This window comes from Streptomyces sp. NPDC016851, from assembly GCF_055562795.1.
This window is the reverse complement of the sequence record NZ_JBVHEP010000001.1, coordinates 526,812-550,274: the sequence shown is the minus strand read 5'-3', so window position 1 is coordinate 550,274 and position 23,463 is coordinate 526,812. Positions and strand designations below refer to the sequence as shown.

The window sequence follows — 23,463 nt, the reverse complement described above, 5'->3', positions numbered from 1 at the left end:
GGTCACGCCGCCCTTTCGTCACGTTCCACGGTGTGAGATCCATTGTGGGGGTGACCACTGACAACGGCTCCCGCCGCCTGTCTCGTCGGCCCGGGCCCTCTGTCGGACCGCCGGAGGCCTCAGCGGCCCCGGCCGCCCTTCCCCCTGCGCCCCCGGCCCTCGTCCGGCTCGTCCTCGTCGTGCGGTCCGAGCAGCTCGTCCGCCAGCGAGGGCAGGTCGTCCAGCGGCGTCTCCTCGGCCCAGTCGGACCGCCGGCGGGGCCGGCCCTCGGCGTCGAGCTGGGGCATCTCCCGCGTACGGTCCTCGGTCCCGTCGGGCCGGGCGGCCGGGGCACCCTCCCGGAAGTACCCGGGCGGAACGCGGTCCGCCGGTTCGTCCCCGCGTACGGGCGGCAGCACGGCCGTCTCATCCGCGTCCCCCGGCCGGACGGGAGGCAGCACAGCCGTCTCTTCCGCGTCCCCGGGCCGGACCGGAGGCAGCACGGCCGTCTCGTCGCCCGCTCCGGAGGGCACCTGGGGCAGCACCTCGGTCTCGTCCCCGGAACCAGAACCAGAACCGGAAGCGGATCCGGAAGCGGACCCGGATCCCGAGCCGGGCCGGACCGGAGGCAGTACCTCCGTCTCCTCCCCCGGCCCCGGCGGAACCGGCGGCTTGGGCAGCTCGGCCGTCACCTCGGCGTCGGACCCACCGGAGGTCCGGCCCCGGCCCTGCTCCTCGTCCCGCACCGGGCGCAGCACGGTCGTCTCGTCCGCCGCACCGCCCGGCTTCACCACGGGCGTGGGCACCGTCGCCGCGTCCTGACCGGCGGCCGGACCGGAGGCACCCCGCGGGGCGGCGCTCTTCGGGCCGGCCTCCGCGGCGGCGGCCGCCGCCTCCGCCAGGCGCCGGGCCTCCTCGGCCCGCAGCAGGGCCTCCTCGGCCTTGCGCTGCTTCTCCAGGCGGAGCGCCTCGGCCTCGGCACGCAGCCGCGCCTCTTCCTCGGCCTGCTTGCGGCGCCGCTCCTCCTCGGCCTTGCGGCGGGCTTCCTCCTCGGCGCGGGCCTTCTCCTCCGCGAGGAGCCGTGCTCGCTCCTCCTCGGCCTTCTTCCGCGCTTCCTCGGCCCGCCGACGGGCCTCCTCCGCCTGCCGTTCGGCCTCGCGGCGCTGTGCCTCCTCCAGCTCGCGCCGCTTGCGCTCCTCCTCCTCGGCGCGCAGCCGGGCGAGCTGCTCCTGGCGCTCACGCTCCAGGCGCTCCTCCTCGGCCTTGCGGGCCGCCTCTTCCTCGGCCTTCCGGCGGGCCTCCTCCTCGGCCTTCTTCCGCGCCTCCTCCTGGGCCTTGATCTCGGCCTCGGACAGCGGCAGCACCTGGTCGAGCCGGTGCCGGATGACGGTCGTGACGGCCTCGGGCTCCTGGCCGGCGTCCACCACCAGGTACCGCCCGGCGTCGGCCGCGGCCAGGGTCAGGAAACCGGCCCGCACGCGCGCGTGGAACTCGGCCGGCTCCGACTCCAGCCGGTCCGGCGCCTCGGTGAACCGCTCGCGCGCGGTCTCCGGCGCGACGTCCAGCAGGACGGTCAGATGCGGCACCAGTCCGTTCGTGGCCCAGCGGTTGATCCGGGCGATCTCGGTCGGCGACAGGTCGCGGCCCGCCCCCTGGTAGGCGACGGAGGAGTCGATGTACCGGTCGGAGATGACGACCGCGCCGCGCTCCAGGGCGGGCCGTACGACGGTGTCGATGTGTTCGGCCCGGTCGGCCGCGTACAGCAGCGCCTCCGCGCGGTGCGACAGACCCTCGCTCGACACGTCCAGCAGGATCGACCGCAGCCGCTTGCCCACCGGCGTCGCCCCCGGCTCGCGCGTCAGCACGACCTCGTGGCCCTTGCCGCGGATCCACTCGGCGAGCGCCTCGGCCTGCGTGGACTTCCCGGCCCCGTCGCCGCCCTCCAGGGCGATGAAGAAACCGGAGGCGGCGGACGCCTGCTCCGGGTCGTCACCGCGCAGCAGCGCGTCGCGCAGGTCCTGGCGCAGCGGGACCCCGGAACGGTCGTCGACCTTGGCCAGTACCAGGGCGGCCACCGGCAGCAGCAGGGCGCCGGCCAGCATCAGCGTGAAGGCCGCGCCGCCGTGCGCGAAGACGAACTTGCCGCTCTCCAGCCGGTGCGGCCCGATCCCCGCCGCCACCACCGGGGCGATCACCGCGCCGAGCGCCACGCAGACGCGGACGACCGCGTGCAGGTGCTCCGTCGTACGGGACCGCCGGTACTCCTCGGTCTCCTGGTCGAGCAGGGTGTGCCCGGTGTTGGCGGACATGCCCGCGCCGACGCCGGCCAGCGCGAGGATCAGCAGCACGCTGGTGACGTCCGGGACGAGCCCGGCGGCCAGCAGCGCGACACCGGTGAAGGCGATGGCCAGCGCGAGCAGCCGGCGGCGCGAGAGGGCGGGCAGCAGCGAGGGCGCCGTACGGATGCCGACGACGACACCGCCGGTCAGCGCGGCCACGAACAGCCCGTAGAGCACCGGGCCGCCGCCCAGGTCCTTGGCGTGCAGCACGGCCACGGCGACGGCGGCGGACACCGCGGCGGCGACGGCCGCGCAGGCCAGCACCAGCAGCGGCATCACGCCGGTGCGTCCCTTGTCGGCACCGGCGGTCGTCTTCGGGCGGCGCAGCCCCTCGAGCGGCGACCGCGCGCGCGGGGTGCGCGTGGCGGGCAGCTCCAGGAAGGTCAGCACGGACAGGGAGGCGGCGAACAGCCCCGCCGCCACGTAGGAGGCGAGGGCCGCCTGGTGCTGGCCGAACCAGTCGATGCCGGCGCCCAGCAGGTTGTTGAACAGGGAGGCGACGACCAGCGCGACGGCCGCGAGCGGGATGGCCACGAAGCCGGTGCGCAGCGACAGGCGGCGCAGGGCGTCCATGTGGTCCGGCAGCGGCCGGACGGTCGCGCCTTCCGGCGGCGGGGGCGGCAGCAGCGCGGGGGCCGCGCTCTCGCGGCACACCGTCCAGAACCGCTCGGCGACTCCGGTCACGAAGGCCGTGACGAGGAGGACGGCCAGCGCGTCATCGGGCGTCCAGTCGATCCACAGCGGCGCGACGATGAGCAGCGCCGCGCGCAGCCCGTCCGCGCCCACCATCGTCCAGCGGCGGTCCAGCGGGCCGTCCTGGGAGGTGAGCGCGGTGAGCGGGCCGAGGAGCACGGCGCCGAACAGGAGCGTCGCCAGGATGCGGACGCCGAAAACGGTCGCCACTGCGAACGCCACGCCGCGGTAGCCGCCCCCGAACGAGCCCTCGGCGACGGCCGCTTGGAGGGCGAGGACGACCAGCACGAGAAGGGCGAGGGTGTCGCCCACGCCGCCCACGAGCTGCGCGCTCCACAACCGCTTCAACTGCGGACGGCGCAGCAGGGCGCGGACGGCACGCTCGCGGGAGTCCGCGACAAGGGCGTCGTCAGGGGCCGGCTGAGAGGCCGTTGGATGCTCGGCTCGCGTCATGCGTTCAGCCTATCGGGAGCCACCGACACCCCGGGATGCCCGGCCTGGCATGCGCACGCCCCGACACCGAAGTGTTGCCGGGGCGTTCGCTTTCCGAACCCCGGGCGAAGATCCGGACCTTGACGGTCCGGATACCGAACGGGTCCGGAACGGGCCTCAGTCCTCCGCCGGCTCCGAGGCGGCCGCCGTCTTGGCGGCTGTCTTCTTCGCGGTGGTGGTCTTCTTGGCCGTCGTCTTCTTCGCGGTCGTGGTCTTCTTCGCCGCGGTCTTCTTCGCCGCCGTCGTCTTCTTCGCCGGCGCCTTCTTGGCCGCCTTCTTCGCGGTCTTCTTCGCCGGCGCCTTCGCACGCTTCTCGGCGAGCAGCTCGAAGCCGCGCTCCGGGGTGATCTCCTCGACGCTGTCGCCGGAGCGCAGGGTCGCGTTGGTCTCCCCGTCGGTGACGTACGGCCCGAAGCGGCCGTCCTTGACGACGACCGGCTTCTCGCTCACCGGGTCGGTGCCCAGCTCCTTCAGCGGCGGCTTGGCGGCCGCCCGGCCACGCTGCTTGGGCTGGGCGTAGATCGCCAGCGCCTCCTCCAGCGTGATCGTGAAGAGCTGCTCCTCGGACTGGAGCGAGCGCGAGTCCGTGCCCTTCTTCAGGTACGGGCCGTAGCGGCCGTTCTGCGCGGTGATCTCCTGGCCCTCGGCGTCGGCGCCGACGACACGCGGCAGCGACATCAGCTTCAGGGCGTCATCGAGGGTCACCGTGTCCAGGGACATCGACTTGAACAGGGACGCCGTGCGCGGCTTGACCGCGTTCTTGCCCGTCTTCGGGGTGCCCTCGGGGAGGATCTCCGTCACGTACGGGCCGTAGCGGCCATCCTTGGCGACGATCGTGTGGCCGGTGGCCGGGTCCGTGCCCAGTTCGTAGTCACCGCTCGGCTTGGCGAGCAGCTCCTCCGCGAGGTCGACGGTCAGCTCGTCCGGCGCCAGGTCGTCCGGGATGTCGGCGCGCTGGTGCTGCTCGGTGTCCTTCTCGCCGCGCTCGATGTACGGCCCGTAGCGGCCGACCCGCAGCACGATGTCGTTGCCCACGGGGAACGACGACACCTCGCGCGCGTCGATCGCGCCCAGGTCGGTCACCAGTTCCTTGAGGCCGCCGAGGTGGTCCCCGTCGCCGTTGCCGGCGTCGGCGGCACCGCCCCCGCCCGTGCCCGTGCCCTCGCCGAAGTAGAACCGCTTCAGCCACGGCACGGACTTCGCCTCACCGCGGGCGATGCGGTCGAGGTCGTCCTCCATCTTGGCGGTGAAGTCGTAGTCGACGAGCCGCCCGAAGTGCTTCTCCAGGAGGTTGACCACGGCGAAGGACAGGAAGGACGGGACGAGCGCCGTGCCCTTCTTGAACACGTAGCCGCGGTCCAGGATCGTGCCGATGATCGACGCGTACGTCGACGGGCGGCCGATCTCGCGCTCTTCCAGCTCCTTGACCAGGGAGGCCTCGGTGTAGCGGGCCGGGGGCTTGGTGGCGTGCCCGTCGACCGTGATCTCCTCGGCGCTCAGGGCGTCGCCCTCGGAGACCTGGGGCAGCCGGCGCTCGCGGTCGTCGAGCTCGGCGTTCGGGTCGTCGGCGCCTTCGACGTACGCCTTGAGGAAGCCGTGGAACGTGATCGTCTTGCCGGACGCGCTGAACTCGGCGTCCCGGCCGTCGGACGCGGTGCCGCCGATCTTCACCGTGACGCTGTTGCCGGTCGCGTCCTTCATCTGGGAGGCGACGGTCCGTTTCCAGATCAGCTCGTACAGCTTGAACTGGTCGCCGGTCAGTCCGGTCTCGGCGGGAGTGCGGAAACGATCACCCGAGGGGCGGATCGCCTCGTGGGCCTCCTGCGCGTTCTTGACCTTCCCGGCGTACGTCCTCGGCTGCGGCGGCAGGTAGTCGGCGCCGTACAGCTGCGTGACCTGGGCGCGGGCGGCGGCGACCGCCGTGTCGCTCAGGGTCGTGGAGTCCGTACGCATGTACGTGATGTAGCCGTTCTCGTACAGCTTCTGGGCGATCTGCATCGTCGCCTTCGCGCCGAAGCCGAGCTTGCGGCTCGCCTCCTGCTGCAGCGTCGTCGTACGGAACGGGGCGTACGGCGAGCGGCGGTACGGCTTGGACTCGACGGACCGGACCGCGAAGCTGGTGTTCTCCAGGGCGGCGGCCAGGGCGCGGGCGTTCGCCTCGTCGAGGTGGAGGGTGTTCGCGCTCTTCAGCTGTCCCAGGGAGTCGAAGTCGCGGCCCTGCGCGACCCGCCTGCCGTCGACGGTCTGCAGGCGCGCGACCAGCGACGACGGGTCCGACTGGTCTCCCGCGCGGCCGGTCGCGAAGGTGCCCGTCAGGTCCCAGTACTCAGCAGAACGGAAGGCGATGCGCTCGCGTTCCCGCTCCACGACGAGACGTGTCGCGACCGACTGGACACGGCCTGCCGACAGGCGCGGCATGACCTTCTTCCACAGGACCGGCGAGACCTCGTAGCCGTAGAGGCGGTCGAGGATGCGTCGGGTCTCCTGGGCGTCGACGAGCTTCTGGTTCAGCTCGCGCGGGTTGGCCACGGCGGCCTGGATCGCGGCCTTGGTGATCTCGTGGAAGACCATCCGCTTGACCGGGACCTTGGGCTTGAGGACCTCCTGGAGGTGCCAGGCGATGGCCTCGCCCTCGCGGTCCTCATCGGTGGCGAGGAAGAGCTCGTCGGAGTCCTTCAGCAGGTCCTTGAGCTTCTTGACCTGCGCCTTCTTGTCAGCGTTGACCACATAGATCGGCTGGAAGTCGTGTTCGACGTCCACACCGAGGCGGCGGACCTCGCCGGTGTACTTCTCGGGCACCTCGGCAGCGCCGTTGGGAAGGTCGCGGATGTGCCCGACGCTCGCCTCGACTACGTAGCCGGGGCCCAGGTAGCCCTTGATCGTCTTCGCCTTGGCAGGCGACTCGACGATGACGAGTCGGCGGCCGCCCTGTGCGGTCTCGCTGGTCGGGGACAACTTCGCTCTTCTCTCCGGTCGACGCTGGGGCCTCCCCAGGGTTCGTCTCCCGGGGTCGGGTCGTGGTGACGCTGCGGAGTGTGACGGTACATCCCGCCCCCGTGTCAAACGGGAAAAGCCCGCAACGGCCACTCGAACGGTAACCCGACTACCACCATTCCTGCCGCCCGGAGTGCCCGGAGCCGGCCCGGCCCCATGCGGAGTGCCACCTGTCGGTTACCCACAGGCACACCGCCGACACGCTCTTCAGAGGCGGGTGAAGCACCAGGTTCCGGCCGCCAGGGCGAGCACCGCGGCGACGCTCGCGAGGGTCGCCGACGCGACGGGGTTCACGCCCAGGGCGACGGGCCGGTGCCGGCGGACGCGCGTCACGGTCCACGCCAGCAGTGCGCCTCCGAACAGGGAGAACACCACTCCCGCGAAGATCGCCGGTTCGCTCTCCATGGCTCGCCGTGCCCCCTTGTCCCCGTTCTCGTCTCCCAGCCACGGGAGGCTGTCACCTGTGGGCGGCGGGCAGGCGAACCGGAGGTGAACGCCGGGACGACATGACTGCGGATCGGGGGCTTCCGGCCCCTCACGGACCGTTTCGGACGAGGTGTTCAAATCGACTCGAATTTATTGGCGGGCCGGCAGGCACCACCCCCGACGATCTCTCGATCCCCTCAGCGGGCCGGCTCCAGGAAGCCCTGCTCGACGAGCAGCCGGATCTGCGCCGGAGTGCGGTCGCGCAGCAGCACCGGGTCCTCGCCGATCAGCTGGGCGATGGCGTCGAGGATGCGGCCGGCGCTCATCGTGCCGTCGCACACGCCCGCGAAGCCCGCGCCGACCGTGTCCACCCGGGTCGCCCGGCGCATGCCGCGGTTCTGCCGCAGCACGACATGCTCGGGATCCTCCGCGCCGGGCAGCCCGACCTGCTCCTGCACGACTTCGGCGCCGAGCCGGAAGTGCGCTTCGAGCAGCGCGGCGTCGTCGTGGTCGCGCAGGTAGTCCAGCCGGTCGAAGTGGGCCCGGATGGTGTCCCCGAGCGGCTGCTCCACCGGATGCGGCCACTCCTCCACCGTGACGGAGGGCACGGCGGCGTCCGTCCTGCGCAGGGTGATCCAGCCGAAGCCGACGGCCTTCACCTTGCGCGCCTCGAACTCGTCGAGCCAGGCGTCGTACCGCGCCTGGTACTCCGCCACGTCCTCGCGGTGGTCGCCCGCGTCCCGCAGCCACAGCTCGGCGTACTGGTTGACGTCCTGCACCTCGCGCTGCACGACCCACGCGTCACAGCCCCGGGGCACCCATGACCTGAGCCGGTCCTGCCAGTCCTCCCCTTCGACGTGCTGCCAGTTGGCGAGGAACTGCGCGAACCCGCCCTCGTTCAGCCGCTCCCCCGCCTCCTGAACGAGCGTGCGGCACAGATCGTCCCCGCCCATCCCGCCGTCGCGGTAGGTGAGCCGGGCGCCGGGAGAGATCACGAACGGCGGGTTCGAGACGATCAGGTCGTACGTCTCGTCGTCCCGCACCGGCTCGAAGAGGGAGCCCTCGCGCAGATCGGCGGCCGGGGTGCCGGACAGCGCCAGCGTGAGAGCGGTGATGTGCAGCGCGCGCGGGTTGAGGTCGGTGGCCGTCACACGCGTGGCGTGCTGCGCGGCGTGCAGCGCCTGGATACCGGAGCCGGTGCCGAGGTCGAGCGCGGCGGCGACCGGCGTACGGACGGTGATGCCGGCGAGGGTCGTGGAGGCGCCGCCGACTCCCAGGACGACGCCCTCCTCACGCCGGCCGATCCCGCCGGCGCCTCCGACCGCGCACCCCAGGTCCGACACGATGAACCAGTCCTCGCCACCGGGCCCGCCGTACGGCCGTACGTCCACGGTGGCGGCGAGCTCGTCGTCGCCGGCGCGCGTCAGCCAGCCGCTCTCCAGGCACGCCTCGACGGGCAGGACGTCCGCCACGCGCGCGTGCGGCACCGGTTGCTGAAGCAGGAGCAGCCGGACGAGCAGCTCCAGCGGCGAATCCCCGCGGGTCGCCCGGAGCGCGGGCACGGTCTCGCTCCGCGCCAGGGCCGCGTACGCGGGGGCGCCGAGCAGTTCGAGCAGCCCGTCGGCGGTGAAAGAGGCTCCGAGCAGGGCGTCCCGGAGCCGGGTGGCGACATCGGGACGATCGGAGGAGGGCAGCGGGGACAGGGGTGACTGACTGGCGTTACTCACGCCCCCCATTGTGGCCGCCGGCGCCGGTATCGCACGTGCCCGTGCCGGGCAACGGGCGCGGCTCGGCGGACCGCCCGGCAGTCACTCTGATAGTCGGCAGTCCCGCCTGTCCCGGAAGTGCTCCTCCTGCCCGGAAGTGTTCCTCGCTCAGCTCTGGGTCGCCGGCGCCGTGGCCGCCTTGCAGCTGTCCTGGCGCGCCATCGCCTGGCCGACCTCGCCCTCCTCCAGGGTCCGCAGCGCGTCGTTCCCGCTCTTGCCCAGCTTGTCGAGCTCCGTGGCGATGTCCTTCAGGCCATCCGCGAACTTGCCCTGGTCCTTGGTGTCGAGCCCGTCGACCTGCTTCTTCAGGGAGGCGTACGAGGTGGAGATCGTGTTGAGCTCCTTGACGGCGTCCTGCTGCTTCTTCTCGCCGTTCTCGACGTCCGGCGCCCCTGCCTTGGTCACCGCGGCCCCGATGGCCTTGTAGGCGTCGGACATGTCCTGGAAGGCCTTCGCGTCGGTCTTCTGGACGTCCTCCGGCTTGCTGTTGTCCGAGGTTTCCTTCTGGATCGAGGCATTGGCCGACTCGATCTTCTTGGCCTGCGGCTGTACGGCGTCGCAGACCTCCTTGGCCCAGGAGTCCAGCTTCTCGTTGTCGTCGCCGCCGCATCCCGACAGCGCCAGTACCAGTACCGCACCGCCGGACAGTGCGGCCGCGAGCTTCTTGTTCACCGGTTTGGTCCCTTCCATGGCTCTCGGCCCCGGAACATACACGCCAGATGCACGGCAACCGCACGGCGAGAGTCTATTAAGACCTTTTTGTAACCTTTTGCACCAGGCGAGAGAAGCCTCACGGCGCGATGGCGCTCACACACAGAGCGGGCGGGCGACACGCAACGCGCGCCGCCCGCCCGCACCTTGAGCTGGGGCTCGGTCGACCTCCCTACGAAACCACCGCCGGGTCCGCCGACTTGGGCTCCGGTTCGGCGTTGTCTTCGTCACCCATGGCGATTCCGCGCCGCTTTGACACGTACACCGCACCGGCGATCACGACGAACGCGAGGGCCGCGATCAGGATCCGCACCCCGATGCTCTTGTCCGGGCCGTAGGAGAACTTGATCACCGCGGGCGCGATGAGCAGCGACACCAGGTTCATGACCTTCAGCAGCGGGTTGATCGCGGGACCGGCGGTGTCCTTGAAGGGGTCGCCGACGGTGTCGCCGATCACGGTCGCCGCGTGGGCCTCACTGCCCTTGCCTCCGTGGTGGCCGTCCTCGACGAGTTTCTTGGCATTGTCCCAGGCGCCACCGGAGTTGGCCAGGAACACCGCCATCAGCGTGCCCGCCCCGATCGCACCCGCCAGGAACGCGCCGAGCGGGCCGACACCGAGCGTGAACCCGATGAAGATCGGCGCCATCACGGCGAGCAGACCGGGCGTGGCCAGCTCGCGCAACGCGTCCTTGGTGCAGATGTCGACGACCTTGCCGTACTCCGGGGTCTCGCTGTAGTCCATGATCCCGGGCTTCTCGCGGAACTGCCGCCGCACTTCGAAGACCACGGCACCGGCCGACCGCGACACGGCGTTGATCGCCAGCCCCGAGAAGAGGAAGACGACCGCCGCGCCCGCGACGAGACCCACGAGGTTGTTGGGCTGCGAGATGTCCATCATCAGGCTCAGCGGAGCTCCGTCCCCGCTGAGTTTCTCGCCCACGTCCCGCGCGCCGGTGAAGATCGCGTCGCGGTACGACCCGAACAGCGCCGCCGCCGCGAGCACGGCCGTGGCGATCGCGATGCCCTTGGTGATCGCCTTGGTGGTGTTGCCGACCGCGTCCAGGTTCGTGAGCACCTGCGCGCCCGCGCCCTCGACGTCGCCGGACATCTCCGCGATGCCCTGGGCGTTGTCGGAGACCGGCCCGAAGGTGTCCATCGCGACGATCACACCGACCGTGGTGAGCAGGCCGGTGCCCGCCAACGCCACCGCGAACAGCGCCAGCATGATCGACGTACCGCCGAGCAGGAACGCCCCGTACACGCCGAGGCCGATCAACAGGGCGGTGTAGACGGCCGATTCGAGACCGACGGAGATACCGGCGAGGACGACGGTGGCCGGGCCGGTGAGCGAGGTCTTGCCGATGTCCCGGACGGGACGCCGGGTGGTCTCGGTGAAGTAGCCGGTCAGTTGCTGGATCAGGGCGGCGAGCACGATGCCGATGGCCACCGCGACGAGCGCGAGGACCCGCGGGTCGCCGTCCTTGCCCGTGATCGCCGCGTCCGTCACACCGTCGAGCTCCGAGTACTTCCCGGGCAGGTAGACGAAGACGGCCACGGCCACCAGCACCAGCGAGATCACCGCGGAGATGAAGAACCCGCGGTTGATGGCGCTCATGCCGCTGCGGTCGGCGCGCCTGGGCGCCACCGCGAAGATGCCGATCATGGCCGTGATCACACCGATCGCCGGCACGAGCAGCGGGAAGCCGAGCCCGGCGTCGCCGAAGGCCGCCGAGCCCAGGATCAGCGCGGCGACGAGGGTCACGGCGTACGACTCGAAGAGGTCGGCCGCCATGCCCGCGCAGTCGCCGACGTTGTCGCCCACGTTGTCGGCGATGGTCGCGGCATTGCGCGGGTCGTCCTCCGGAATGCCCTGTTCGACCTTGCCGACCAGGTCGGCGCCGACGTCGGCGGCCTTGGTGAAGATGCCGCCGCCGACCCGCATGAACATCGCGATCAGCGCGGCCCCGAGGCCGAAGCCCTCGAGCACCTTCGGCGCGTCGGCCGCGTACACCAGCACCACACAGGAGGCGCCCAGCAGGCCGAGGCCCACCGTGAACATGCCGACGACGCCGCCCGTGCGAAATGCGATCTTCATCGCTTTGTGCGAAACGATGGTGAGATCTTTTTCCGGCTCGCCTGCCGCCGGAGTGGCTTCACGCGCCGCCGCGGCGACACGCACATTGCTGCGCACGGCGAGCCACATGCCGATATAGCCGGTGGCCGCCGAGAACGCCGCTCCGATCAGGAAGAACACCGACCGACCGGCACGCTGATTCCAGTCGTCCGCGGGCAGCAGCATGAGCAGGAAGAACACGACCACGGCGAATACCGTGAGCGTGCGCAGCTGACGTGCCAGATAGGCGTTCGCGCCTTCCTGGACCGCCGCCGCGATCTTCTTCATGCTGTCGGTGCCCTCGCCGGCCGCGAGTACCTGGCGTACCAGGACGCCCGCGACCACGAGTGCCGCCAGCGCGACGACCGCGATGACCACGACGAGCACGCGGTTGTCATCGGTCAGTACGGCGGCTGCGAGGTCTGTGGGATGGCCCGACTGTGGTGAGAGAGAAAGCCCCGCCATTCGTCCTCCTTGACGCTTGGGCTGAGCTCAAGATGTGGACGGGATTGTAGGTACCGGAACCTGATCAAAACAGAGCGCGATAAGTGGAATTGACCTTCTGAGGTAATGCCCTGAAAGCATTCTCGGACGGCCCGGGAGCATGCGAATGATCGTGAACGAATTCACGCGATGAACGGCACAGGAACTACTGTAAAGGCGACCACTGACACCCGCACATGACGAAGGGCCCCACGGGTGTGGGGCCCTTCGTCGAGAACGGTGTGCGCGGTAGCTTGTCAGGCCAGGATGGTCGGCGGCGGGGTGGTCGGCCAGGTCATCTTGATCGACCCGCCGTGCTCCCCCGCGCTGACCTCGACGTCGTCGACGAGTCCGCTGATGACCGCGAGGCCCATCTCGTCCTCCTCGGCCTCACCGTCGGGGTCGCCGGATCCGGCGCCTGTGCGCTCGCCGGGCACCGCGTGCGGGGCCTCGTCGCCGACCTCGATGGAGAACTGTTTCTCCTCCTCGATCAGCAGCACCTTCACGGGTGCCGAGATCCCGCCGGTCTGATGCAGCCCGACGGCCCGCGTGCAGGCCTCGCCGACGGCGAGCCTGACCTCGTCGAGGACGGCCTCGTCCACTCCGGCCCTGCGCGCCACCGCGGCCGCCACCAGCCGGGCGGTCCTGACGTGCTCGGGCAGCGCGCTGAAGCGGAGCTCAACGGTGGCCATGCATCCCCCTCGCAACTACGGGCGTGCTGTCGGGAGGCTCCGGGCCGCCGAAATCCCGGGCCCCCTCGGTCTTCTACTTCTGCCGAACTCTTGCCACGACTTCGGCCGGCCCGGGCACGGGGCCCGGGCACGGTGGTCAGTCGGTCGCCGCCACCGCTTCCTCGACCGAGGTGTGAATCGGGAACACCTTGGTCAGGCCGGTGATACGGAAGATCTTCAGAATGCGCTCCTGGTTGCAGACCAGGCGCAGGGAGCCCTCATGGGCCCGCACACGCTTCAGGCCGCCGACCAGCACGCCGAGCCCGGTGGAGTCGAGGAAGTCCACGCCCTCCATGTCGACGACAAGGTGGAAACTGCCGTCGTTCACCAGCTCGACCAACTGCTCGCGCAGCTTGGGCGCGGTATATACGTCGATTTCGCCACCGACCCTGACGATCGTGCGATCGCCCATGGTCTCGGTCGACAGGGACAGGTCCACGGATCCTCCAGCACCTTGCTATCGAGCGGTCGCCCTTGGGGCACCTCGGCTTCGTCCCCTGGACGGTTCGCCAGCCGCGATGGCATTCAATCACTTACGGGCAGGCGTGCACGACGCCTTGGCTCCATTGTCCGTCACGCCAGTGACACACTCGGTGCCGATGGCCAAGAATCACCGATCCGATCGAACCCCGACGGACCCCGCCTCCCGACCCACACCGGGCGCGGTCCTGGACCGGCTCGCGTCCGGTCCGAGCAGGGCTTCGCGCATTACTCATACGGAGCACTTGCCCCCGCGCGAGGGTCGGCATGCCGTCTGGCCGGACCGGATCCGAGCGGAGGTCGTGGCGGCCGTGCAGGCCGCGGGCATCGAGCATCCCTGGGCCCATCAGGCGCGTGCGGCGGAGCACGCGCTGGACGGCGAATCGGTCGTCGTGGCCACGGGCACGGCCTCCGGCAAGTCCCTGGCCTACCTCGCGCCGGTCCTGTCCACCCTCCTGGACGGCGCCGAGGCCCCGAACGGCCGCGGCGCGACCGCCCTCTACCTGGCCCCCACCAAGGCTCTTGCGGCGGATCAGTGCCGCTCCGTGAAGGAACTTTCACATCCGTTGGGCCATTCGGTGCGCACCGCCGTGTACGACGGCGACACTCCGTTCGAGGAGCGCGAGTGGATCCGCCAGTACGCCAACTACGTCCTGACCAACCCGGACATGCTCCACCGCGGCATCCTGCCGTCCCACCCGCGCTGGTCCTCCTTCCTGAAGTCGCTGAAGTACGTCGTCGTCGACGAGTGCCACACCTACCGCGGCGTCTTCGGCTCGCACGTCGCCCAGGTGCTGCGCCGGCTGCGCCGCCTGTGCTCCCGCTACGGCTCCTCGCCCGTGTTCCTGCTGGCCTCCGCTACCGCCGCGGAGCCCGCGGTGGCCGCCCGCCGCCTCACCGGCCTGCCGGTGGTGGAGGTCGCCGACGACGCCTCCCCGCGCGGTGAACTGGTGTTCGCCCTCTGGGAACCGCCGCTGACCGAGCTGCACGGCGAGAAGGGCGCTCCCGTCCGCCGCACGGCCACCGCCGAGGCCGCCGACCTGCTCACCGACCTCACCGTGCAGGGCGTGCGCTCGGTCGCCTTCGTACGGTCCCGGCGCGGGGCCGAGCTGATCTCCGTCATCTCCCAGGAACGACTGGCCGAGGTCGACCGGTCGCTCGCCCGGCGTGTCGCGGCGTACCGGGGCGGTTATCTCCCGGAGGAGCGCCGGGCACTCGAACATGCCCTCCATTCGGGTGAACTGCTGGGCCTCGCCGCGACGAACGCCCTCGAACTAGGCATCGACATCTCCGGCCTGGACGCGGTCGTCATCGCCGGTTACCCGGGCACCCGCGCCTCCCTGTGGCAGCAGGCGGGCCGGGCCGGACGGTCCGGGCAGGGAGCGCTGGCCGTCCTGGTCGCACGGGACGACCCGCTGGACACCTTCCTCGTCCACCACCCGGAGGCCCTGTTCGACCAGCCCGTCGAGTCGACGGTCCTCGATCCGGACAACCCCTACGTGCTGGCCCCGCACTTGTGTGCGGCCGCCGAGGAACTGCCCCTGACGGACGAGGACCTCGACCTGTTCGGCCCGGCCTGCGAGGACCTCCTCCCGCAGTTGGAGGCCGCCAAGCTGCTGCGCCGCCGCACCAGGGCCTGGCACTGGACCCGCCGCGAGCGGGCCGCCGACCTGACCGACATCCGCGGTGAGGGCGGGCGCCCGGTCCAGGTCGTCGAGGCCGGCACGGGCCGGCTGCTCGGCACGGTCGACGCGGGCGCCGCGCACTCGACCGTCCACGAGGGAGCGGTCCACCTCCACCAGGGCCGCACGTACCTGGTGCGGTCGCTGGACCTGGAGGACTCCGTCGCCCTCGTCGAGGAGGCCGCGCCGCCCTACTCCACGGTCGCCCGCGACACGACGTCGATCTCCGTGCTGGAGACGGACGTCGAGGTGCCCTGGGGCGACGGCCGCCTGTGCTACGGCTCCGTCGAGGTCACCAACCAGGTGGTCTCCTTCCTCCGCAGACGGCTCATGACCGGTGAGGTGCTGGGCGAGACGAAACTCGACCTCCCTCCTCGTACGCTGCGCACCCGGGCCGTGTGGTGGACCGTCACCGAGGACCAGCTCGACCGCGCCCGGATCAACCCGGAGATCCTCGGCGGCGCCCTGCACGCCTCCGAGCACGCGTCGATCGGCCTGCTGCCCCTCTTCGCGACCTGCGACCGCTGGGACATCGGCGGCGTGTCGATCCCGCTCCACCCCGACACGCTCCTGCCCACGGTCTTCGTCTACGACGGCCATCCCGGCGGCGCGGGCTTCGCGGAGCGCGCCTTCCACACCGCCCGCACCTGGCTGACCGCCACCCGCCAGGCCATCGCCTCCTGCGAGTGCGACGCCGGCTGCCCGTCCTGCATCCAGTCCCCCAAGTGCGGCAACGGCAACGACCCGCTGCACAAGAGGGGGGCGGTCCGGCTGCTCACCGTGCTGCTGGAGGGGGCTCCCGAGGAGAAGGAGGCGGAGAGGGCGGAGCGGCCGGCGGAAGCCCCACCGGCGGCGTCAGAAGCCCCGCGGGAGCCGTCAGAAGCCCCACCGGAGCCGACAGAACTCCCACCGGAGCCGACGGGAGCCCCGCGGCAGCCGACGGAGGCCCCACGGCAGCCGACGGAAACCCCGAAGGAGCCGAGGGAGGCCCCGCCCGCGCCCTGACCTCCGCCGTGAACGGCCCCCGGCCCGACGCCGCCGTCACGTCCGAGATCTCCCCGACAACCTCGCACCGCACGAGCCGGACGCCCTGTGCCCGGGCCACCCGGCCTGCCCGGGCACAGGCCGCCGTACCGCCCTCGGCCCAGTGGTCCGCCGCCGCGAGCGCCGCCAGATCCGCACCGCCCGCCGCACGGTGCCGGATCACGACGGCCTGCCCCAGCGCGAGGACGACGCCGAACACCACGCACAGCACGGCGATCGCCCCGACACTCCAGACGGTGGCGGACCCCTGGTCCGAGGCGGCACCTCGTATCGGCCCGCGCCCCCGGTCCCGGCACTCCGGGCGATGGCCCCGCACCTCCGGCACCCTCCTCACGTGCCCGCCCCCACCGTCTCCTCCACCGACGCCACCGCCTCCTCCCGCACGGCGAAGGACAGGCCGCGCAGCACCGGCGGCTCGGCCTCGACGACCACCCGGACGTGTTCCGCGCCCCGGTCGACGGTGACCTTCGCGCCGGGTGGCGCCGCCTCACGGGCCAGTCGCACGACCGCGTCGGGCGGGTCCTGGCGGGCCGCCGCGCGGGCGCCCGTCCGTGCCGCGTCGACGCACTGGATCTGCGCGGCCACGACCAGCAGCCCCCACACCAGCGCCATCGCGAACATCACCAGCACGGGCAGCACCACAGCCGACTCCGCCGTGACGAACCCCCGGTCCGCGCCCCGCTCACATCCGCGCATTGAGGGCTTCCTTCACGATGTTCTGGAGCTCCGCGCTGACCGCGCCGCTCGTGACGACCTTGTAGAGCACCACAGCGAAGGCCACGGCCGCGACGATTCCCATCGCGTACTCGGACGTGACCATCCCCGCGTCCCTCCGCCCCGCACGCGCCCCGCACACCAGGGCACCCAGTCGTGCCCGTACCGCCTGATACATCTCAACCCCCGTAGGAAAGAGTCCGAACTTCTCTTGGTTGTCGCTGACTTGTTCCGCCGCCTAGCCAGGTCTCCGCCTCACGCACCACCCCCTCCGAGCACCCCGCCCGCGAGCCCGATCACCACGGGCAGCACGCCGACCGCGATGAACGCGGGCAGGAAGCACAGCCCGACCGGCGCGCTGACCATGACGCCCGCTCGGCGTGCCCTGGCCGTCGCGGCGCGCCCCCAGTCGGCGCGAGCCTCCGCGGCGAGTCGCGCGACCGGCGTGGCGGCGGGCAGTCCGGAGACGTCGGCCCGCTCGAGCAGCCGGGCCAGGCCTCCGGCACCGGGGAGGGCGGCCAACCTCCGCCAGGCAGCGCCCGGTTCACCGCCCAGCCGTACCTCCGCCGCGCCCTGGGCGAGAGCGTCGCCCACCGGGCCGCCCAGGGCCTCGCCCACCGCCTGCGCGGCGATCACCGGGCCGGCGCCCGCCGCGATGCAGGCCGCCAGCAGGTCGGCGGCCAGGGGCAGTTGCCGTGCCGCCTCGGCGAGGTCGGGTGCCCGCGGGTCCGTACCGGCCGCCTCACGCCGCAGCCGCCACCGCCACATCCCCAGCGCGCCGACAAGTCCGACGGCGACACCGACCGGACCGCCGATCAGCGCCCACCCGGCGCATGCCACACCCAGGGGAGCCGGCCATCTCCGCGCGGCCCGTCCCAAGATGAGGCGCGGAGCCCGAGCGGCCGTTTCCCGGGGCGACAGTTCGGCAAGCCGACGCCGCATCCTCCGGCGGCGCCCCGCTTTCTTCAGGAAGCGCACCGACCACCAGAGAGCCGGCAACACCCCCACCGTCACCCCCAGCCTGTGGAAAACTTCTCCGCTCATGCCGCCTCCTCCACTCCCCGCACGATCCGCCGCACCCACCACAGCCCGAGGCCCTCCAGCACACCGCCGGCCACCAGACAGCCCAGGCCCGCCGTGGTGTGCAGCAGGACTTGGAGGGGGTCGGCGCCGAGGGCGGTGCCGATGAGCAGGCCCAGGGCCGGCAGCCCGGCGAGCAGCACCGCCGTGGCCCGAGCCCCCGCCAACTGAGCGCGCAGGTCGGAGCGTTGGTCCCGCTCGGCGCGCAGGGCGGCGGCGAGCCGGTCGAGTCCGGCCGCGAGCCCCGCGCCCTGGTCCACGGCGACCCGCCAGCACGCCGCGAGTCCCCGCAGCCCTTCTGCACCCGGCTGCCTGGCGGCGGTCGAGAGGGCGTCCGGCACGTCACCGCCGAACCGTGCCGCCGCCAGCACCGTCGCCTGTGCGTCCGCGAGTCCGCCGCAGTCCCGCGCGGCCCGCAGCAGCGCCTCTCCCGGCTGGCGCCCGGCCCGGACCTCCCCGGCGAGCGCCCCGCACAACGCGATCACCGCGTCGGCCCGGCGTTCCCGGTCCCGCCGCGCCCGGCCGACCAGCCTGATCCGTCGCAGCAGCGGCACGCCGGCCGCTCCCAGGACGACCGGCAGCACCGACGCCCCGAGCACCGCGAGCACCAGCCCGGCCACCGGCGCCCACCACTCGGCCCGCAGCCGCCCCCGGACCCGCCGCAGCCCATCGGCCATCCGCCGCCGCCCAGGCGGCCCGCTCCCGATGGTCCCGCCGCCCGCGAGCAGCAACCGCGCCCGCCGTGCCGCCGAGTGACGCTCACCCAGCAGCCAGACCGCCGCCCCCATGCACGCCACGGCCGCACCCATGGACATCTCAGCCGCTCCCGTCATCACTCGCCCCCGTCATCGCGACCTCACCCGGCCCGCCCTCGCTTCCCTCACCGCGAAGCAGCCCCCGCAGCCGCTCCCACCCCCGCTCGCGCGCGAAGGCCCGTGCTCCCCACCGCAGCGCCGGCACCGTCCGCACCAGCCCGGACGGGTCCCGCTCCAGCACATGCACCTCGGCGATCCGCCGCCGCCCGGCCCGGTCGCGCACGAGGTGCAGCACCACGGAGAGGGCGGCCGCCACCTGGCTATGCAGCGCGGCCCGGTCGAGCCCGGCTGCCGTACCCAGGGCCTCCAGCCGGGCCGGTACGTCGGCGGCGGCGTTGGCGTGCACGGTTCCGCAGCCGCCCTCGTGGCCGGTGTTCAACGCGGCGAGCAGATGCACCACTTCGGGTCCGCGCACCTCCCCCACGACCAGCCGGTCGGGCCGCATCCGCAGTGCCTGGCGCACCAGGTCCTCGAGGGTGACGAGGCCCGCGCCCTCCTGGTTGGCGGGTCTGGTCTCCAGCCGCACCACGTGTGGATGGTCCGGCCGCAGTTCCGCCGAGTCCTCGGCGAGGACGATCCGCTCGTCCGGCCCCACCAGCCCCAGAAGCGCGCTCAGCAGGGTCGTCTTGCCGCTGCCCGTGCCGCCGCTGACGAGGAAGGACAGCCGCGCGTCGAGCAGCGCGCGCAGCACGCGGTCCCCGCCCGGCGGCACCGTGCCCGCCGCGACCAGCTCGCCGAGCGTGAAGGCACGCGGCCGTACGACCCGCAGCGACAGGCAGGCGCAGCCCACGGCGACCGGCGGCAGCACCGCGTGCAGCCGGGTTCCGTCGGGCAGCCGGGCGTCGGCCCAGGGCCGGGCGTCGTCCAGCCGGCGCCCGGCCACGGCGGCGAGGCGCTGGGCGAGCCTGCGTACGGCCGCCGCGTCCGCGAAGCGCACCGGCGTGAGCTCCAGCCCGCCGCCCCGGTCCACCCAGACCCGGTCCGGGGCCGACACCAGCACGTCGGTCACCGACGGGTCGGCGAGCAGGGGCTCCAGCGGCCCGCTGCCGACCAGCTCGGACCGCAACCGCGCGGCGGCCCCCAGGACTTCGGCGTCCCCGAGCACCCGGCCCTGTTCCCGCAGGGCCTGGGCCACGCGCGCAGGGGTCGGCTCGGCACCGCTCTCGGCCAGCCACCGCCGTACTCCGTCGAGCAGTTCCGCGCCCTCCTGTCCGGCCAGGGTGCTCATGCCGCACCCGCCTCGACGAGCGCCCGCTCCCAGAACTCCTTGCAGAACCGGGCGAGCGGTCCGCGCGGGGCGGCGCCCGGGGGTGCCGTGCCCTCGTCCGGGCGCTGCAGTTGCGGCTCGGCCGGCACCTCGCCGACCAGAGGCAGTCCGAGCAGCCGGGCCACCTCCCGGTCGTCGAGCCCGGGCGGGTACGGCCCGCGGACGGCCACCCGCAGATCGCGCAGGACCATGCCGACCGCGGACGCCACCCGCCCGGCGGCCGCGACGGCGCGCAGCTCGGCGGGCACCACCAGCACGCCGACGTCGAGCTGGGTGAGGACCTCGGCGACGCCGTCGTCGATGCGGCGCGGCAGGTCGACCACGACGGTGCCGGCCCGGCGCCGGGCCGCGGCGAGCACGGCGCGCACCGCCTGGGGCGGGACGGCGATCCGGTCGCCGCGGTCCCAGCTGAGCACCCGCAGTGAGTGCAGTTCGGGCAGCGACTCCTCCAGAGCGCCCCCGCCGACCCGCCCGCGTGAGGAGGCGAAGGCGGGCCAGCGCAGTCCGTCGGCCGTCTCGCCGCCGAGGAGTACGTCGAGTCCGCCGCCCAGCGGATCGGCGTCCACGAGGAGTGTGCGCAGCCCCTCGCGCGCGGAGGTGACGGCGAGCGCGCACGCGAGCGTGGATGCTCCCGCCCCGCCCCGGCCGCCGATGACGCCCACGGTGAGGGCGGGCCGGCCGACCCCCTCGGCCACGTCGGCGATGCGGTCGACCAGCCACTGCTCACCGTCGGGCAGCATCAGGACGTGCTCGGCGCCGATCTCGACGGCCCGCCGCCATACCCCGGAGTCGTCCTGGTCCCGGCCGACGAGGACGACTCCCCTTCGCCGCGCGGCCCCGCGCACTCGCCGCGCGGCGTCGTCGCCCACGAGGACGAGCGGCGCTGTCTCCCACCCGCCTCTGCGGTCGGGCACCCCGTGGTGCACTTCGGGTGTGGCGCCCGCCGCCGCGCACAGGCGCAGCAGGTCGTCGAGGAGTTCGGTGTCCTCGGTGACGATCAGCGGTCCGCCCTGCCGCCCTCCGGCGGCCGGCGGCTGATCGTGTGTGACGGCTCCTGCCACGGTCTCCATCCCCCTTCGCTGCATGACTCGCACGGCCCCTGCGGCCACGCGAATCCCAAACGTGGGAAGAACCGGCAACGCGGCCTCCCTTTGAACGGCCGGCACAAACCGGCCGAGCGCTCCCGGCAAACGGAGCCGGGTCTTGAACCCGCCGCGAGCGGGGTGCGCTGGAATCACGGTGCAGCGATCCCGGAAATCGTGTGGATCTTGGTGGATAACTGTGGACGTCCCGACAGTTGTGAATATCGCCGTCACCCATACCGGTGACGCCCTCAGGGCCTCAGTGCGACTTCCACAGAGCAGCCCGACGACTACGCAGCGTGATAGATCATGGGCATGCCAAGAGCACCGCCGAGGCGGCTTCAGAACGGCTTTCCGGCCGCGCGAAGAGGGAGAAAATGCATCCGGACATGCGACGACCCCCGCCGGGGGGGAGAGCGGGGGTCGTCCCCACGGCCGACTCGGGGGGGGAGGAGTCGGACCGGGTTAGCACGGTCGCGAACGATCCGTGACTTCCATGGTGTACCCGAAGGCCCTCTCAGGCAAACCCACGCGCCCCACCTTACGCCGAATGGGCTGCCCCTATGCTCAAGGACGTGGAAAACCACTTGTCGCCCCGCACAGCGGCCTTCTTTGACCTGGACAAGACGGTCATTGCGAAGTCGAGCACGCTCACGTTCAGCAAGTCGTTCTACCAAGGCGGTCTGATCAACCGCAGGGCCGTCTTGCGAACTGCATATGCCCAGTTCGTCTTCCTGGCCGGCGGCGCCGACCACGAACAGATGGAGCGCATGCGCGCCTACCTGTCCGCGCTGTGCCGCGGCTGGAACGTGCAGCAGGTCAAGGAGATCGTCGCCGAGACGCTGCACGATCTGATCGACCCGATCATCTACGACGAGGCCGCCTCCCTCATCGAGGAGCACCACACCGCCGGCCGCGACGTCGTGATCGTGTCCACGTCGGGCACGGAGGTGGTCGAGCCGATCGGCGAGCTGCTCGGCGCGGACCGGGTGGTGGCGACCCGCATGGTCGTGGGCGAGGACGGCTGCTTCACCGGCGAGGTGGAGTACTACGCCTACGGGCCGACCAAGGCCGAGGCCATCAGGGAGCTGGCCGCGTCCGAGGGGTACGACCTCAGCCGCTGCTACGCCTACAGCGACTCGGCGACCGACGTGCCGATGCTGGAGTCCGTCGGCCACCCCCACGCCGTGAACCCGGACCGGGCGCTGCGCCGCGAGGCCCTCTCGCGCGGGTGGCCGATTCTGGACTTCCACCGTCCGGTCCGGCTCAAGCAGCGCCTGCCCGGGTTCTCCGTACCGCCGCGTCCGGCGCTCGTCGCGATGGCCGCCATAGGCGCCGCCGCGGCCACGGCCGGCCTCGTCTGGTACGCGAACCGGCGCCGGGCGACCGTCGCTTGACCCGGAGCGACCCGAAGTCCTATTTGAACGCAAAAGTAAAGAAGTGCAGCCTGGACTTCCGCTTACTCCGGGGCAGGAGTACAAAGGAGTCAACGGCCCGCGAGACCAAGGACATCCGAGAGGATCACCTTAATTACGCATTTGGCCCCACGGACCGAGCATGAACACCGGGCACCCACGCGACGTCGACCCGTCGATTACGGGCCAGCCGCACCAGGGACGGGCAAAGTTCCCGACCTGATGGGCATATATCGAGGACGCTTGGTACCCCGATGCTCATGCCAGCGGCGGTACGAGTTCTCGTACCGCCGCATTTCTCTGCCGGCCCGGTCCTGCCGTCACGCCGCTCCGCGCTGCAGCGCCTCGCACACCGCCATCGACTCGCGTGCCCCCAGTTGGACCGCCTTGCCGCAGTGGGCGATCCAGGCGGCCATGCCCTCCGGGGTGCCGGAGACATACCCGTCGAGGGCCTCCAGGTAGGCCTCGCGGCCCAGCTCGGCGTGGCCCACCTCGGCCGCGCAGACCGACTTCGGATCCAGGCCGCTGCCGATCAGGACGATGCGTTCGGCCGTGCGCGCGACCAAGCCGTTGTGGGATGTGAAAGGTCGCAGCGCGAGCAGCTCGCCATGCACGACGGCGGCCGTCACCAGCGCCGGCGCGGTGCCGCCCGCGATGATCAGCTCCGCCAGCCCCTCCAGCCGGCCGTGCGCCTCGGCCGCGCTCGGCAGCGGCAGCCCGACGAGCGGCTCGTCGACCGGCTCGCCCTCCTGCCGGGGCCGTCCCACCTGGTCGGCCTTGTCGGCCGCCGCCACCAGGTGCAGCCGGGCCAGCACCCGCAGGGGCGACTGCCGCCAGATGGACAGCAGCTGGCCCGCCTCGGCGGTGAGCCGCAGAGCGGCGCCCACGGTGCGCGCCTCGTCGTCGCCGCTGAAGTCCGTACGCCGGCGGACCTCCTCCAGGGCCCAGTCCGCACCGGCCAGCGCCGCCGAGCCGCGGGCGCCGCGCAGGGCCGCCTCGGAGGTGATCGCGTTGCTGCGCCGCCGCATGATCCGGTGGCCGTAGACCCGGTCCACGGACTTGCGTACGGACTCCACGGATTCGGCCACACCGGGCAGCGCCCCCAGGGCCGCGAGAGGGTCGGCGGTCGCGCCTGCTGTACTCATGAGTACGACCCT

The 23,463-nt window shown here is 72.3% G+C and carries 17 protein-coding genes and 1 pseudogene; 2 read left to right on the top strand and 16 right to left on the bottom strand.

The window, feature by feature from the left end; all coding sequences use genetic code 11:
- Nucleotides 1-119: 119 nt before the first annotated feature.
- The 8 genes from tmk to bldG all read right to left on the bottom strand — a co-directional run bounded on the left by tmk (nucleotide 120) and on the right by bldG (nucleotide 13,166).
- A complete protein-coding gene (gene tmk / locus ACZ3I3_RS02565; RefSeq protein WP_467361913.1) occupies nucleotides 120-3,464 on the bottom strand; it encodes a dTMP kinase in 3,345 nt (1,114 codons plus the stop codon).
- 156 nt (nucleotides 3,465-3,620) lie between these two features.
- Nucleotides 3,621-6,458 (bottom strand): type I DNA topoisomerase, encoded by a 2,838-nt coding sequence (gene topA, locus ACZ3I3_RS02560; protein WP_467361911.1) that lies wholly within the window; start codon nucleotides 6,456-6,458, stop codon nucleotides 3,621-3,623.
- Nucleotides 6,459-6,704: 246 nt separating this feature from the next.
- Entirely contained in the window at nucleotides 6,705-6,902 is a 198-nt protein-coding gene (locus ACZ3I3_RS02555; protein WP_467361910.1) for a hypothetical protein, read from the bottom strand.
- A gap of 218 nt (nucleotides 6,903-7,120) precedes the next feature.
- Entirely contained in the window at nucleotides 7,121-8,659 is a 1,539-nt protein-coding gene (locus ACZ3I3_RS02550) for a DUF7059 domain-containing protein (protein ID WP_467361909.1), read from the bottom strand.
- A 138-nt stretch (nucleotides 8,660-8,797) separates the two neighbouring features.
- Nucleotides 8,798-9,379: a small secreted protein gene (locus tag ACZ3I3_RS02545; protein ID WP_356922514.1), complete on the bottom strand. Its 582-nt coding sequence runs from the start codon at nucleotides 9,377-9,379 to the stop codon at nucleotides 8,798-8,800.
- Nucleotides 9,380-9,572: 193 nt separating this feature from the next.
- The gene (locus ACZ3I3_RS02540; protein WP_467361907.1) at nucleotides 9,573-11,978 is read right to left on the bottom strand and encodes a sodium-translocating pyrophosphatase; all 2,406 of its coding nucleotides are present in this window, start codon (nucleotides 11,976-11,978) and stop codon (nucleotides 9,573-9,575) included.
- Between the two features lie 275 nt (nucleotides 11,979-12,253).
- The gene (locus tag ACZ3I3_RS02535; RefSeq protein WP_467361906.1) at nucleotides 12,254-12,688 is read right to left on the bottom strand and encodes an ATP-binding protein; all 435 of its coding nucleotides are present in this window, start codon (nucleotides 12,686-12,688) and stop codon (nucleotides 12,254-12,256) included.
- Between the two features lie 136 nt (nucleotides 12,689-12,824).
- Nucleotides 12,825-13,166: an anti-sigma factor antagonist BldG gene (gene bldG, locus ACZ3I3_RS02530; RefSeq protein ID WP_003991900.1), complete on the bottom strand. Its 342-nt coding sequence runs from the start codon at nucleotides 13,164-13,166 to the stop codon at nucleotides 12,825-12,827.
- A gap of 79 nt (nucleotides 13,167-13,245) precedes the next feature.
- Between bldG and ACZ3I3_RS02525 the strand changes: the two genes are divergently transcribed.
- A complete protein-coding gene (locus ACZ3I3_RS02525) occupies nucleotides 13,246-15,894 on the top strand; it encodes a DEAD/DEAH box helicase (RefSeq protein WP_467361904.1) in 2,649 nt (882 codons plus the stop codon).
- A 40-nt stretch (nucleotides 15,895-15,934) separates the two neighbouring features.
- Here ACZ3I3_RS02525 and ACZ3I3_RS02520 read toward each other — a convergent pair.
- From ACZ3I3_RS02520 to ssd, 7 genes and pseudogenes are all read right to left on the bottom strand, one after another.
- Nucleotides 15,935-16,132, bottom strand: a pseudogene (locus ACZ3I3_RS02520) (Rv3654c family TadE-like protein); the annotation flags it as partial.
- A 131-nt stretch (nucleotides 16,133-16,263) separates the two neighbouring features.
- Complete coding sequence (locus tag ACZ3I3_RS02515) at nucleotides 16,264-16,629, bottom strand: TadE family type IV pilus minor pilin (protein ID WP_467361902.1); 366 nt, start codon at nucleotides 16,627-16,629, stop codon at nucleotides 16,264-16,266.
- Nucleotides 16,616-16,825 (bottom strand): DUF4244 domain-containing protein, encoded by a 210-nt coding sequence (locus ACZ3I3_RS02510; RefSeq protein WP_467361901.1) that lies wholly within the window; start codon nucleotides 16,823-16,825, stop codon nucleotides 16,616-16,618. The genes ACZ3I3_RS02515 and ACZ3I3_RS02510 overlap by 14 nt, the downstream gene beginning before the upstream one ends.
- A gap of 77 nt (nucleotides 16,826-16,902) precedes the next feature.
- Nucleotides 16,903-17,691, bottom strand: a complete 789-nt coding sequence (locus tag ACZ3I3_RS02505) for a type II secretion system F family protein (protein WP_467361899.1) — start codon at nucleotides 17,689-17,691, stop codon at nucleotides 16,903-16,905.
- Nucleotides 17,688-18,536 carry a type II secretion system F family protein gene (locus tag ACZ3I3_RS02500; RefSeq protein ID WP_467361987.1) on the bottom strand — a complete coding sequence of 283 codons (849 nt, stop codon included), beginning with the start codon at nucleotides 18,534-18,536 and terminating at the stop codon, nucleotides 17,688-17,690. Before ACZ3I3_RS02500 ends, ACZ3I3_RS02505 begins: the two co-directional genes overlap by 4 nt.
- A 7-nt stretch (nucleotides 18,537-18,543) precedes the next feature.
- Complete coding sequence (locus ACZ3I3_RS02495) at nucleotides 18,544-19,770, bottom strand: TadA family conjugal transfer-associated ATPase (RefSeq protein WP_467361897.1); 1,227 nt, start codon at nucleotides 19,768-19,770, stop codon at nucleotides 18,544-18,546.
- On the bottom strand, nucleotides 19,767-20,879 hold the full coding sequence (ssd, locus tag ACZ3I3_RS02490) for a septum site-determining protein Ssd (protein WP_467361985.1): 1,113 nt from the start codon (nucleotides 20,877-20,879) through the stop codon (nucleotides 19,767-19,769). Before ssd ends, ACZ3I3_RS02495 begins: the two co-directional genes overlap by 4 nt.
- A gap of 575 nt (nucleotides 20,880-21,454) precedes the next feature.
- On the opposite strand from ssd, the gene ACZ3I3_RS02485 reads away from it, so the two are divergent.
- Nucleotides 21,455-22,288 (top strand): HAD family hydrolase, encoded by an 834-nt coding sequence (locus ACZ3I3_RS02485; protein WP_467361895.1) that lies wholly within the window; start codon nucleotides 21,455-21,457, stop codon nucleotides 22,286-22,288.
- 338 nt (nucleotides 22,289-22,626) lie between these two features.
- On the opposite strand, the gene ACZ3I3_RS02480 is transcribed toward ACZ3I3_RS02485, so the two are convergent.
- Complete coding sequence (locus tag ACZ3I3_RS02480; RefSeq protein WP_467361894.1) at nucleotides 22,627-23,451, bottom strand: Fic family protein; 825 nt, start codon at nucleotides 23,449-23,451, stop codon at nucleotides 22,627-22,629.
- Between the last annotated feature and the right edge of the window lie 12 nt (nucleotides 23,452-23,463).

What these genes read in the sequence shown, in the direction of transcription:
- tmk (WP_467361913.1), bottom strand. Translation starts at nt 3,464, where the DNA reads ATGACGCGAGCCGAGCATCCAACGGCCTCTCAGCCGGCCCCTGACGAC.
- ACZ3I3_RS02555 (WP_467361910.1), bottom strand. Translation starts at nt 6,902, where the DNA reads ATGGAGAGCGAACCGGCGATCTTCGCGGGAGTGGTGTTCTCCCTGTTC.
- ACZ3I3_RS02550 (WP_467361909.1), bottom strand. Translation starts at nt 8,659, where the DNA reads ATGGGGGGCGTGAGTAACGCCAGTCAGTCACCCCTGTCCCCGCTGCCC.
- ACZ3I3_RS02545 (WP_356922514.1), bottom strand. Translation starts at nt 9,379, where the DNA reads ATGGAAGGGACCAAACCGGTGAACAAGAAGCTCGCGGCCGCACTGTCC.
- ACZ3I3_RS02540 (WP_467361907.1), bottom strand. Translation starts at nt 11,978, where the DNA reads ATGGCGGGGCTTTCTCTCTCACCACAGTCGGGCCATCCCACAGACCTC.
- ACZ3I3_RS02535 (WP_467361906.1), bottom strand. Translation starts at nt 12,688, where the DNA reads ATGGCCACCGTTGAGCTCCGCTTCAGCGCGCTGCCCGAGCACGTCAGG.
- ACZ3I3_RS02525 (WP_467361904.1), top strand. Translation starts at nt 13,246, where the DNA reads ATGGCATTCAATCACTTACGGGCAGGCGTGCACGACGCCTTGGCTCCA.
- ACZ3I3_RS02515 (WP_467361902.1), bottom strand. Translation starts at nt 16,629, where the DNA reads ATGCGCGGATGTGAGCGGGGCGCGGACCGGGGGTTCGTCACGGCGGAG.
- ACZ3I3_RS02510 (WP_467361901.1), bottom strand. Translation starts at nt 16,825, where the DNA reads ATGTATCAGGCGGTACGGGCACGACTGGGTGCCCTGGTGTGCGGGGCG.
- ACZ3I3_RS02505 (WP_467361899.1), bottom strand. Translation starts at nt 17,691, where the DNA reads ATGAGCGGAGAAGTTTTCCACAGGCTGGGGGTGACGGTGGGGGTGTTG.
- ACZ3I3_RS02500 (WP_467361987.1), bottom strand. Translation starts at nt 18,536, where the DNA reads ATGGGTGCGGCCGTGGCGTGCATGGGGGCGGCGGTCTGGCTGCTGGGT.
- ACZ3I3_RS02495 (WP_467361897.1), bottom strand. Translation starts at nt 19,770, where the DNA reads ATGAGCACCCTGGCCGGACAGGAGGGCGCGGAACTGCTCGACGGAGTA.
- ssd (WP_467361985.1), bottom strand. Translation starts at nt 20,879, where the DNA reads ATGGAGACCGTGGCAGGAGCCGTCACACACGATCAGCCGCCGGCCGCC.
- ACZ3I3_RS02485 (WP_467361895.1), top strand. Translation starts at nt 21,455, where the DNA reads ATGCTCAAGGACGTGGAAAACCACTTGTCGCCCCGCACAGCGGCCTTC.
- ACZ3I3_RS02480 (WP_467361894.1), bottom strand. Translation starts at nt 23,451, where the DNA reads ATGAGTACAGCAGGCGCGACCGCCGACCCTCTCGCGGCCCTGGGGGCG.